Origin of the sequence: Archangium violaceum, assembly GCF_016887565.1 — a bacterium.
GTDB classification, from domain to species: Bacteria; Myxococcota; Myxococcia; order Myxococcales; family Myxococcaceae; genus Archangium; species Archangium violaceum_B.
The window spans coordinates 6,950,661-6,964,557 of sequence record NZ_CP069396.1; the positions used below are offsets into that span (position 1 = coordinate 6,950,661).

At 65.3% G+C, this 13,897-nt stretch carries 2 protein-coding genes (1 of these 2 running past the window's edge); both read right to left on the bottom strand.

The features are described from left to right. Nucleotides 1–11,661 (bottom strand): RHS repeat-associated core domain-containing protein, encoded by an 11,661-nt coding sequence (locus tag JRI60_RS27950; protein WP_204218931.1) that lies wholly within the window; start codon nt 11,659–11,661, stop codon nt 1–3. Then, nucleotides 11,646–13,897 carry the end of a CARDB domain-containing protein gene (locus JRI60_RS27955; RefSeq protein ID WP_204218932.1) on the bottom strand. Its footprint extends 14,518 nt past the window's final position, so only the last 2,252 of its 16,770 coding nucleotides appear in the window; the start codon falls outside the window, past its right edge; it ends in the stop codon at nt 11,646–11,648. The genes JRI60_RS27950 and JRI60_RS27955 overlap by 16 nt, the downstream gene beginning before the upstream one ends.

Here is a 13,897-nt window from a genome sequence, read left to right on the forward strand (position 1 = left end):
CTATTCAAACCTCACCTCAATATTAGTATAAGCCCCCATCTCGCCTTCTATCTTCTCCAGCGTTGGCTTCGTAAACTCGTACTCAGCTGCTCGCCTTCCGGTCCACGCCTGCTTCACCGCTTCCTCCAGGGGCACCCCCTTTGCCGTAAGCTCATTCACCTTGGCCAAGTTATCACCGTACACCCACTTGCCCCTGACAGCCTTCACTTTGGGACCGAAGTGATTCATCATCTTAAAAAACATATCACTTCCACGCACGGGAGATTCTTTACCAGCCTCAATGACCATTTCGACAACACCTTTTTCATCTATCGCTCCAAGAATACCATACTTGGTACCAGGAATAGTAAATACAAAGTCTTCCGCAGATCCCGGACCAAGACTGATAAAGAGTCGCCGAGAAACCGGATGTTCATGAGTAAGAGCCGCAAATGTCTCCGGCAATTCACCATTCTCGCCAGCTACAGCAGCCCGAAGCGCCGACTCGTCGGAGTAGTGCTGGATTTGCTGCCCAGTACTACGCGCCCAACCAACCACCTCATCAGCTGACTTGAGATTGCGGAAGTACATGCGCGCCCTTTTCAGCGCCACTCCGCCAACCTTGACCACGATGTAGCCGCCGCCCGCTGTCGCGGCCATCAACACAAGGTCTCCCTTGCTCGTCGGCACCCCCATCATGCCCGCCACCAGCACGGTGCGTTCGGCGTACTCATCCGCCTGCTTCACGCCCTCGCGATTCAGCTTGACGGCATAGGCGCGGCCATCCCAGCCCTCGAGCACTTCTCTGTCGAAGCTGTCGCTGAGTTGCTTGCGCGCATGGAAGCCACGGCGGATTCCTGATGCGATGGCCTCCTTACGCAAAAACCCAAGATCCTTGTCGTCGGCGTAACGCTCCTCGACGAAGTTGATTGCAGCGGTGATGCCTTCCATCGAGCCAGCAGCCAAAAGGCCTGCGGATTCGAATCGTTCCGCAGCGTTGAAGAGATCGTCTGCGGTATCGCTCTCTTCGACGTGGAACTCGCCCTTCGCCACATCGTAGGTGTAGTGGCCTGTCGGATCCGTGTACCGCAGCGGATTCCCATGGGCATACACATAGCGATGCAGACTCGGCGCATCGCCCAGCCCCCCTTCGTACGAGTCACGGTTGATGAACCTACCCAGATCGCTGTCGTAGTATCGAGCCCGGGCGTAGGTAAGGCCCGTCTCCGGATCATACTGGTGCCCCGTGTAGCCAAGCTTGAAGTCCGCGACCAAAGGCGCGGTCTCGCTACGATAGCTACCCCAGGCGTCGTACTTGCGCGTAGTCGAGACGGTACCAGCGACAGACGTAACATCGGTGACGCTGCCCAGCACATCGGTGTGGAGAATGCGTGTGTTGGTGCTGCCAGAGATTTCGCTGACGGCAAGCGGCCCCGCCGCGTAGTGGTAGCGGCGCTTCGCTGGCTGGCTCGTCTGTGCCGCATCCAACTCCTGGAGAACGAAGTCGTCATCCAGCACATACGACACGTTCTCGGAAGCGGTCTTCCGGCTCACCCGCTGGAGGTTGGCGTCGTAGTCATAGCGACCCACTTCCGTAGTGGTTGTGAGTGTGACATCGAACACGACCGTCAGCGTATTACGCACGTCCCATGCGAACGTCCGCGTAATACCCCCCTTCAGCTTCGACACCAGGTTGCCGTTGAGGTCGTAGCCGAAGGTGATGGCGCGAGCCGCGTCCTTCGCATCCGTGCTGGTCCGCAACCAGTCCGCACGATTGAGGGCGTACGTCACGTCGCGGAACAGGCTCGAATACTCTACCCCGTACGCTTCGGGCCCCAGTGAGGTGACGTACTCCGAGGATACTTCCTTCTCTCCCGTCCGGTTCCCCACCGCATCCAGACGGTAGAGGACGGCCCTGCCCGCCAGGATGCGAGTCCCCGTCAGCCGGTCCAGCTCGTCGTAGCCGTACTCCGTCTGCTCCTCGGTCTCCAGTTTCTGGTCTGCCGCGTTGGTCCGCAACTCCTTCAGACCGTTGCGGTTGCCATTGTTGTCATATCCATACTCGGAGCGGCTGAGGAGTGTGGCGCCGTCCCCCAGGCTGCAGTCGGCATTGAGCGACCCACGCGCGGTCAATTGCTTCGACAACCGACCCGCGTTGTCATAGCAGCGCGCCTCCCTCACATCATTGGGGTGCGTGGTGAGCTTGAGCAATCCATCGGGCCAGTAGAAGTACTCCGTCGTACCCAATGCGAGAACGGCTGTCTTCAACCGATCCAGCGCATCGTACGTGTACGTGGTGGTTGCGTTGTCCGCGTCGCGCACCTCGGTTCGGTTACCCTTGTCATCGTACTTGTACGTGACGGTGACGTTTCTGCTGCCGTAGTAGCGCGCCCGCAGCCACAGCCTGTCCAGATCGTCGTACCCGAAACGGGTCTGCTTCAACTCCTGCCCGGCCAGCGTCTGCTTCGTTTCCTTGACGAGAGTCTGGTTGCCATTCTCGTCGTACTCGAAGGACTGCGCTTCGACGTAAGGCATCTCTCGGGCCACAGGGCTCGAGTAGGAGCGCGACACGAGTCGGTTGAGCACCCCGTAAGTGGACGTCGTCACCTGTCCCTTCGGGTCCGTCTCGGTCTCGATGTTCCCGTTGTTGTCGTACGTCCACTCCCAGGTGAGGGTACCGAGATCTCCGTCCGAAGTGGCCTGATCCTCGGTGCCAGGCAGGCTGGCACGGCCGGACAGCCTCGTGTGTGGATCCAGGTGCTGGTGCTCGGCACTGCGAAGGTTTCGCTCGTCGTACTCGTACGTCGTCAGGTGCCCGTTGGCATCCTGCTTGGCCACCAGGTTGCGTGCCTTGTCGTAGACAAACGTGTACTTGCCTTCGTTCGCATCAATGCTCTGGGTGAGCTTGCCCAGCTCGTCATACTCATACTTCGTGACGTAGGAACCGTCACACACGGCCGTCTTGATGGCCTCGAACGACAACCCGATGGTGTTGCCGTGCGTCAGGGTCGCATTGCCGAGCGGACGCTTCTCGCACAGCTTGTTGCCGGCCTTGTCGTAGGCAGATGCCCACACATGGCCCATCGCATTCTCGCGCCGCACCAGACGGTTCAGACCGTCGAAGCTGTTGCGCTCGTCGTAGGTGACGCCCCCCACCAGCGCGCGCGGCCCCTTCCAGGCCACCAGATTGCCCGCCTCGTCGTACGTGTACTTCGTCGTCGCCGCATCGGCCGAGCCCGCCCCAAGCGTCTCCTCCAGCTTGCGTCCGGCTCCGTCGTACAGCCACTCCTTGCGGTGGAGGTTCGCGTCGATCACCGCGACCACTTCGTCCCGGGCGCTGTACTCCGTCTCATCCGTCTGCAGCAGCGGCGAGGTGCCTCGGGTGGTGCGTACCACGCGGCCCAGGCCATCCTTCTGATTCACCAGGGGAATGCCGCGACGGTCGGTGAGCGTCTCACGCTGCTGGGCATCCTCGTAGAGGATGGACTGCCGGTACTTCAACACCGCGGACCCGTCGACAATGTCCTCCTCGTCCTGAGCCTTCAGACGGTCGGCCTTGTCGTACCGCAGGAGAGTCCGGTAGCCCTTGCGATCACGCCGCTCGCGAACATTGACGGCGTCGTAGCGCGAGACCTGCGCCTTCCCCTTCGCATCCACCACGCTGAGCTCTCGGCCCAGGGCATCCCGGTAGCGCCGTGTGGTGTTGTCGCGCGCATCCTTCTCCTCCACGGATGTCACGCCATCCGGCCCCGCCAGGTCGAAGTACGTCCGCGTCAACAGGTCCAGAGGCGTCCCGTTGTTGGACAGGGACTCCACCAGCCAGTCGGTGACGGGCCGACGGAACATGTCGAAGGTGAACTCGCGACGAATCCCCCGCGCGTCCACCCGTCCGATGACCGCCCCTTCCCCGTCGTACTCGACGCTCTCCGTCGCCTCCATCGGGCGGTGCGTCTCCAGGAGCCGCTTCAGGGCGTCGTACACGTACGTCGTCTTGCGACCGAGCGGATCCACCTCGGTTGTCAGGTTGCCGTTGCCGTCGTACCCGCGCAGGGTGGTCAGGGACAGTGCGGGTCCCACGGCCTCGACAGGCGTACGCGACAACTTGCCGGAGCCATCGTCCACCACCACGCGGATGACACGGTCGAGGTCATCCTTCACCGTCGTGGTGACGAAGTTCCGGGCATCCTTCACCGTGACGGTGTTCTCCGCGTCCGTGTAGCGCGTCTCGACGTGCCGCTCGCGCTGGACCAGAGAGCCACTCGCGTTCGGGTGGAGGTACTTCTCCTCCACGTACACCGGCCGATTGAGACCGTCGTACGTCGTCGTCCGCGTCAGGTGGACGGTGCCGCCCGTGCGATTCTCGAGGACCCTCGGGTTCCCAGCGTGATCGTACGTCCGGCGCTCCTCGCGGCCCTCGGCATCCACCGCGCTCACCAGCCGGTTGGCGAAGTCATAGGTCATCCGCGTGAGGTGTGCGTTGCCGTCCGTCTTCTTCGTGGGATTGCCCACGAGGTCGTAGCGGGCCGTCGGCTCGTAGCGCACGGGTGTCACCGACGCGAAGCTGGCTCCCGGCACGGAGGGCATCCGGGTGCGCACCACCCGGTAGAGCGAGTCGAGCACGTGATCCGTCCGCTGCCCGTGGAGGTTGGTCTCGTAGACCTTGTTACCCACGGCGTCGTAGCCGAACGTCGCCGTCACCACCTCGCTGGCCGAGTCGTTCACGCCCCCCTGCGACCCATACCGGGCCGCGCCTTCCAGGACGCGCACGGAGGTCTGGATCGGCCGGTCACCCCAGTCATACGTGGTGATCGCCGTCACCCCGCGGCGATCCGTCACATGCGTGCGATTGCTCGCCTTGTCGTAATCATACGCGATGACGAGCTCCTCGCTCAGACCATTGCCGGACTCACGCACATTCTTGACACGGTTGAGCGCATCGAGCTCGTAGCGGCGCTCGAAGCCGATGCTGTCGTTCTTCTCGCTCTTGAGCTGGCCACCCGGGTAGTAGTCGAACGTCTGGACGATGGACGGCGAGGCCACGGACAGATGTGGCCCACCCGCCGCCTTGTCGTTGAACCGGGTCGTGCTCTTGACGCGATCCAGCCCGTCATACGTCCACTCGGTATCGTGCCCGAAGGTGTCCGTCTGCTTTTCCGTCAACCCGCGCTTGTTGCGGAAGAACTCGGTCCTGAGCTCCTGGGTGTCGTTCACGTACGCCACCTGGACGGAGGGCAGACCCCAATCGTCATACGCCGCGTTCCGGGTGTGCTGGATGCGCTCACTCGCACTCGCGCCTTCGAGCCACGTCTCCAGCGGATCACCCGGGAGCGCATCCGCGGGGCAGGACAACACTCCATTCACCTTGCACCAGGTCCGGTGCTGCACGATGTCGTCAGGCCCTGACGACAACTGCGCCGCGAGTTCCTTGCACGTCTTCGTGCCCGTCCGCTCCGCGCTGGCAACGGTCTGCGCATACTGGCGGCTGCTCAGGACGAGCCCGGTCCCAACGGCCGTGCCGGTGCGTGGATCCTCACCATTGGAGTTCAGCACCAACAGCGTGATGCGTCCCTCGGAGTCCATGGAGCAGACCGGCACGCTGAAGGCCGGATCGTAGCTCCACTTCTCCACCACCTCGCCGTGCACCTTCGTCTCGTCCTGGCCATCCTTGACGGACTCGGTGGCCGCACCATCTCCGGAGGCGGGCAGCGGCGCGAGTGAAATCCGGCGCTCGATGAGGTTGCCAAAGCCGTCATACTTGAAGGACGTGCCACGGCCGCGGGCATCCATCTCGGAGTCGCGGCGCATGTGGAGAGGATCCCATTTGGCGGAGGTCGTCGCGGTGAGCGTCGTGGACAGGGGCCGCTCCGTTCTCGCCACCGTGCCATCCAGGCCCATGTAGTAACGCGTGCCCTTGGTGACCTCCGGGCGCGGTCCCTTCACCTCGGTCACGAAGGCGGTGATGGGCGACCCGAACACCTGCAGCTCGCTCCGCTCCAGGCTGTAGATGAACTCGGTGGTGGCCCCCTCCGGCTCGTTCACGTAGCGAACGCGCTCCGACTTGTTCCCGAACCTCAGGAAGTCAGTCTCACCCGGGAGCCGATCCTCGGGCTGATAGTAGACATAGGACGTGGTGTTGCCGTTGGCATCCGTCCACGAGGTCAGATTGTTCCGCAGCTCGTCGAGCGGGTTGTCCACATAGGCGTAGGACTCCTGCCGCAGTGGCGTCTGCCCCTCCAGCGACTCGGGGCACGGACCGTCGTAACGCTGGACGGCCGCGAGCATGCTCCGGGTGTTGTACAGATAGGCAATACACACGCCGAGGTGCTCGGGGTTGGCGGTCTCCGCCAGGACTTCGGGAGCGCTGGGATTGGAATAGAGCTCCACTGCCGACAGCAGCGCACGCGGTGCCCCGCTCACGCGCTCATAGCGGAACTGCAGGAAGCGCTGACGGCCGGGCTCGTAGACACGCCCCACCTCGTAATCGGTTCCGGGGCCCTCGTACTCGAACGTGAGCGCATTGCCCGCCGGGCTCCGGATGGACAGCAACTGGTGCCGAGGTCCCTCGGTGGTGCTGATGACCGGACCGTAGCGGTACTCCGTTCCATTCTTCGCCCGGTAGATCAGGATCTGCCGCGAGCCCGCCCCCGATCCCTCCGTCTCTCCGCGGAACGTGCCGTGGAAGCCATCCTGGGAGACGCACTCGGTCGGACCCGCCGGCTTGCACTCGAAGACCTGACCCGTACCCTCCCCGCCCACCACCATGTAGCGGGCGACATTCAGATCCGCGTCCCACGAGGGCAGCACGTAGCCTCGGTACGAGTGCGTCCAACCCAGGCCGAACGGGCTGCCATCATGCCCGCGGTTCGTGTAGCTGCGCACCAGCTGCAACCCCGGGGCACGACCCTGCACCTCCAGGTCCACGCTCTGCTTGACGAGGTGTCCGTCGACGGTGCTGACGTCCTTGACGAAGGTGTGGCCCACGGGAAGCGCGCTCGCGTCCTCCACCGAGGTGATGAGCGGAATGTGCTGTGACTCAGTGCTGCCCGTCCGGGTCGGGAGGAAGTCCACGACGACTTCCTGGCCACTCGGATCCCCCGGGGGAACAAGGACCAACAAGGCTCCGTTCGAGGGATGATCCGGCAGGGGCACATCGTCCGCGATCCTCGAGAGCTCCACCGCGCCATCGTCCTGGACCACCACATTGGCGCCCGCGATGGTCGCCGTGCCCGACTTGACCTCGAGCTTGCCCGTCTCGTTGACGCAGAGGGGAAGCTGCGCGGGACGGAAGATGGGCTTCGGGACCCGGACGGGCGTGACCTCCTCCGAATCCTTGGGCGTCCGGGCCGCCGCGAAGTTGCGGACCGCCAGGACGATGCTCGCCCGGAGCTCACGGGTCGAGCTGCCAACGCCACCGAACTGCTTGCGCACGGAGAAGGTGTACGAGTCCCTCTTCTTCAGTTGCGTCCGAGCGTCCGGCCCTATCCTGAAGTCCGGCACATAGAACTCCACCTCCGCCTGTCCGCTTCCCGAGCCAACGGTCAACTCGAGGGGAATGCGGATCGTCGTGCCAGGGGGGACGAGCAAGCGCGACACATCCACGGGATCCCGCGCGAGGACGTCCGGGGATGGAACCTTGAACAGCTCGGTGCCCGCGATCTCCGGGCGCTGGATGATCCGCGCGTAGATGGGGAAGGTGCCGGGGTTCGACAGGTTGAGCCGCAAGGCCTCGTCATCCGGAGCGAGCTGACCGCACGGATTGAGCGGCTCCTCCGTACCACCCGGGCGCAGGCGCTTGACCTCGACCTCCGGCACACCGGAGTAGAAGGAGGAGACGAAGCGGTTGTCGCAGCACACCAGATCCTCGCCAACAACTCCGTACCCCTTCTTCTTGAAGACCTGCGCGAAGAAGGCCATCTCCTGCATGCCGTTCTCCACGTCGTAGGTCGGCCAGGCGACGACGTTGTCGTCCACGTCGATGCCGTCGGTTGCGCCCGATCCCAGCAAATAGGGAGGGGTCGTCTTGACGTCCGCCAGCAGCCTGGCCGCCGTCACCCGCCCCATGATGACGTTGGCCCGCAGATCGGGCTCGTTCCCCTTCACCCGCGTCCAGCTTCCGCTCTCGTTCCGCAGGATCTCGACGATGAAGGGCTTGGGCACGGAGGCGCCGAACACACCGCTGCTGCCAGCGGTGTCCGGCGTGGCCAGACGGAAGGTGAACTCCTTCCCCACGAAAGAGTGGACGGTGAACGTCTGGGTCACCGTGCCGCTCTGAGCGAGCACCGTGACATCCGAGGGCGTGCCGGGGATGAAGCCCGCCACCACCATTCCGGAGGTGGGCGTCACCAGGGGGAGCTGCTGCTTCTGCTGCTCCGGATCGCTCCCCAGGAACTGCACCCGAGTCACGCCCCCTGTCTCCGGAATGAAGAAACGGCCCGCGGCGTCATTCGACGTCCAGGTGACGGTCTTGTTGGCGAGCGCGTTGCCATATTGGTCCGCGGCCCTGACCTCGAAGGGCAGACCAATCTCGACCCCGCTGTCACCGCTGTAGGTGCGCGTCGGGTCCACCTTCATCAACTGTGAGATCGGTCCCGGCTTCGCGGTGAACCAGAGGGGCTCCGCGAGTTTCATGGAACCCGTCGTCGTCGCGACCTCCGCCGTCACCACGTTGAAGCCGTGAAGCTCCTGGTTGGGATCACCCGGCCAGAAGACGCCAAGGCGACCGATGTTGGTATCGGGGAAGGCCTTGACGGAGGCCCGTCCGAACCTGTTGGTCTGAACCGTGACCGTCTCGCTCTGGCTCGTGTCGCCCGCCTTCTGGAACTTCGGCTTGGACAGATCCGCGGTGCGGAAGGTGACCGCGGCTCCCCGCACGGGTACGCCGTCGGTGGTGGTGACGTAGACGGCGATCTCCTTGGGAAGAGCCTCTCCCACGGTCCCCTGCTGAAGGTCCGTATCGGGCACCTTGAGGATGTGACCGATGAGCGAGGTGTCGTTGGTGGAGTCGGGCGCATTGGTCTCGAGGTAATCCGCGAGTGCGCGGTCCAACCAGGAATCGGGCGACACCACCGTCTGGCCACCGGAGAGCCGGCCGGACAGGAAATAACCACCCTCCTCCGTCTTCGGATCGCGAGCGATGAAGCCCGTCCCCGTCCAGTCGCGGATCGTGAGAGGCGTCTTCGGAATGAGTACCTCACGGCCGTTGGCCACCAGCTCGCTCACGTCGGCGAGCACCTCGGGCGAGGCCAGCAGCTTGCCCAGCTCGGTCCCCACGTTCGCCGGGTCGATCCGCAGCACCGGCACGCCGTTCTCGTGCGCCGCCTGGAGCAGTGTCACGGCGGACACGGACTCCTCACCGGTGCTGTCGGCGAGCACCTTGGCTTCCAGGAAGGAGCCCTCGTAGCCAGAGAGGCGCAGCAGCGCGGCTCCCCGCCCCGCTACGAGCTCGAGCGGGGTCAGGCTGCGGAGATCCGCATCGACCTCCAGCCCCTTCCACTCCACCTTTTCGCGGACGCCGAAGGACTCCTTGACCTGGAGCTGGTTCTCCACGAGCACCAGGCTCGCCGTGGGCCGAACCGGTACCACCCGGGTGAGGTTGGCCAGCGCCTCCTCTGACTCCGTCCAGTCATTCACGTATTCGACGGCTCGCTGGAAGAGGAAGCGCGCCGCATCCGTGTCGACATCGCCCGCGGGCTTCGACGTGGGCTCCAGGTAGCGGTTGAGCGGAGCGCCCAGCCCGATCGCCACCTGATTGCCAGCGATGATCTCATTCTCCACCCGGCGCTTGGAGCCGTCGGGAAGGAGCATCTCCAACGTCCAACGATGGCGGGCACCCAGCCCCACCGAGCGCGTCGCCAGGGCCTTCCGCACCCCATCGAGCCGGAAGGTGGCGCGCAGTTCCACGACCGACGCCGGGGCGTTGTAGAGCCCACCCGAGGCGGAGATGAGCTCCTTGTCCTCGTTGGTGGCGGGCTCGTAGGTGAAGATGGCGCGATGGCCCATCACCAGGTGCATGGGCAGGGTGATGTCGAGCAGGGGCTCGGACCCGTCGTGCGCGGTGATGTGCAGCCGGTGCTTGAGCTTCTCGGGCAGGAAGGTGTGCTCGGCCTGCACCGAGACGACCCGGTACGGCAGCGCGCCAGGAAGCAGGGGCAGCTCCTCGGGCTTCTTCTCCACCTTGCGCAGGACCTGCTCGTAGGAGAGGCCCGAGGAGTGTCCGTTGAGGAACTCCGTCACCTCATTGCGCCAGAACACGAGCGGCGCGAGCCCCTGGTCCTGCTGGAGGTACGCATGGGTGAGCGACTCCGCGCTGGCGCCCATGGCCGAGAGCACATCGAGGCTCGGCGTGGTCGCGACATACTTGGGGCCACCCGGGATGGAGGGCTCCAGCGGCACCCACTGGCGCCCGCCCCGGGCCTCGCCCGCACCACGGTAGTCCGTGACGGGCAGGTAGGCCTCGACCCAGATGTGGCTCAACCTGACGGCCGTCATCCGGCCACCGGACACCACCGGCTCGAAGGGAACGCCAATGGCGCCCAGCGCGGTGAGCACGAGCTGTCTCTTGGCGTCCGTCAGGACGAAGGGAGCACCGCCAACGGCCGGCGCATAGAGGGCCTGCAACTCCTCCTGGCCGAGCAGTCCGAACAGATCCGCGAGCTTGCCCTCGGACAGCTCGATCGTTCCTTCCACGAAGCGCGCGGGAGTTCCCTGGGCCCGCAGCAGCGACACCAACAGCGCCGCGAGATCCGCGTCGTTGCCGCGCTCCTCCCGCAGCGTCTCCGTGGCCCCCTTGAGCGAGCCGTAGTACCAGTCGAGCCGCAGCTCGTTCCTCACGAAGTCGTAGGCGGCCTTGGCGCTCCCGAGCGCCTCGGCCTTGGCCTTGATCTCGGAAGACAGCTCCACCTCACGATCCTGGGTGGTGTCCTCCAGCTCGAAGACGGGGGTTCCTCCGGCCAGGTACGCCGGAACGATGCTCTCGGTGGACAACGGCCCGGGCTGGAGCCGTCCCTGCACGTAGGTGAGGTCGGCGGAGAGGACACCGGAGCCACGCCCCACCCCCAGGTTCGCGAGCCGGGTGCGCAGCGAGTCCAGATCGTCCACGGCGCCGAGGCCCCTGCCCCACTGCCAGACACCCGGGAACCGATCCCATACGGAGCCGGTGTCGCACCCCATGGCGCCGCTCACCTCGGCGATGGCACGCTCCATCTCCTGGGCGCGTGTCTCGAGCCGGGTGCGCTCGGCCGCGAGCCGGGCCAGCACCCCGGATGCGTTGGGAGCGGTCTGGAGCCGCGCTTCGATCGCGTCGAAATGTATGAGCGATTCGGCGAGCCCCTGCCGCACGGCGACGCGGGCGGCCTCCAACTTGCCGTGCGCGGAGGTGCTCCGCTGGCGGTGCTCCTCCGAGGGCAGCACGCACGAGACGAGCCGGCTCAACCCACCCGGGGGCTCTCCCGCGGCGGAGCGAGCCTCCTGGAGCAGCACCGACACCTGGGCCGACAGCTCCGCCGACACGGTGGGAGCCCGCTCCCGGCGCAGCACCGCCCGGTAGGCCTCGGTGCGAGCCTGGATCTCGGCCAGCCCCGGCAACTGCGGGGAGGACCGCTGGACCCGGATGGTTCGCGGTGGCTCCGCTGCGGACGCGACGAGCGCGAACGCGACGACGACTGAAACTAGAGCGCGGACCAACGTGCCTCCCAATAGATGATGAGCCGATCCAGGGCGAGTCGCGTCTGGACAGGGCTGACGGCACCCAGATTGCTGGCGATTCCGGCGGCTTGATAGAGGTCGCGGAGGTTGGCCTCCGCGTCAGCCGCCGTGACGACCGGCCGCGTCTGGACTTGATTGAGCAAATCCTCGATGGCGGAGCGGAAGACGCCATCCTGTCCCTCGGTGGGCAGTGCCTCGACGAGGGTACGAGCCTCGGTGAAGAGCGCGTCCCCGGTCCGCGCCACCTCCACGGAGAAGGTCCGGCTGCCAGCCAGCCACGGGCCGTCTGGCAGCAACACCTCCACCCGCGTGGTGGTCACGTACTGACCCACGGCGTCGGGGAGCCGCACGAGGTAGTGCGGGAATGCGCGCTCGCCGTAATCGAGCGAGTACGTCCACTCGAGCGAGGGCGAGAGCGGCTCCGTCAGGATGGCCGAGAGCTCCGGAGCGAGCTGCTCGCGCACCCGGACGTCGACCGGGCTGGATAGGTTGCCCACCCGGAGCTCCACCGGAATCACCCCGAGCGGCAGGCTCTCGGCGGGCGACGGATGGACCCAGGACATGGCGCCCTGGAAGATCTCGCTCGCGGTCGTGGACGGCGTGGCCTGCCCCGGGTCGAAGCCGAAGCTGACACTCCTGCCCTCGCCAAAGGCATGGGTGGCGACGGCCACCTCGCCACTCAGCGAGGAGCCGTACCAGGCCGCGGGAATCGCGTATCCAGGCTCGAGCTGAAGTATCGACACCTCTTCGAGCGCGTTCGCCTGGAGATCGCCTTGCGGAGCGAGTGGCCCCTCCCAACCACTCACCGTTCGCGAGCCAGGGGCGAGATTGTCTCCATTCAATCCCAACACCTCCCAGCAGGTGCTCCTCATCCGGTAGGAGCCCGGGTTGATGGCGATCAGGCCCGCGTTGCCGGAGTAGACCCGCTCCGTCACCCAATGGCACACGTCCGAGGAGTCCGGAGTGTTGGGAGAACAGCCGTTGTCATACGCACGGGCGGACGCGAGGATGATGAGGTTGAAGCGCCCGGAGCGCAGCTGCTCCTTGAAGTCATCCTCGTTGGACGTCACCTGGAGGATGCCGCCGGCCTGTTGCAGCTCGGCCGAGAGGTAATTGGAGAGCCGGCTCACCTCGCTCGGCGGGGGTACGCATTTGCCGGATCCCACCAGGGCCAGGGCCCGGGGGAAGCCAAAGGAGGCTTGCCCCTTGGCCACCTGCAGCTGGAACCGCCGCACGCTGAAGGAGACCACGACCTGGTGATGGCGGCCGACGGCATCCGACGCCTCGGCGACGAGCGTGTGCCAGCCATCGGCCCTCACCTGCGTCCCCGAAACGAAGTCCACCCCATCGAGCTTCACGGACCGAGAGACCAAGTTCGTGTCCGAGATGGTCACCACCGGCGTCACCGCTTCCTGGTAGGAGCCCCCATCGACGACTCCGGTGATCTCGATGGTCGGCCGCTCGTCGTCGATGACGAAGGAGACGTTCACCGAGCTGGAGTTACTCGCGCGATCGGTTGCCTCGGCCGTGATCAGGTGGCTGCCCCCTGCCGTTACGACCGTACCGGGCACCCATTCCTGTCCATCCAGCAGGATGCTCTTCGTGACGAGGTTGGAGTCCACCACCTCCACCACCGGCGTGACCGGCCCGGCGAGGATCGCGCCATTGGACACCCCCATCACGGAGATGACGGGCTTGCTGCGATCCACCACGAAGTCGAGGCTCGCGCTGCTCGAGTTCCCCGCCTTGTCGTGAGCCTCGACCCGGAGCTGGTGCGGGCCATCGGTCCCCACGGACATTCCAGGGACGAAGGTCACGCCGTCGAGTGTGATGACGGGGGGCACCAGGTTGGCATCGCTCACCACCACCACGGGCCAGACCACCGAGGCACTGAACTCGCCGTCCTCCACGCCGGAGATATCGATCTCGGGCCGCAGCGTGTCGCGCACCACGGTGACGGTGAGGGGATTGCCCGGAACCGGCTTGCTGTCACCGTCGTTCCCGTCCTTGTCGACGGCGGTGAACCTGAGCGTGTGCGAGCCCTCCGAACCGAGCGGGATCAGCCCGCGCCAGGTGCCATTCTGCGGCGGCGTTCCCGGTACGAGGGCGAGCTCCACCGTCCCGGTGCCATCCACCAGGGCACGAACGCTCGCGACACCGGAATCGACATCCACCACTTGCAGGCTGGCCAGGACATCTCCCTGCACGAACATTC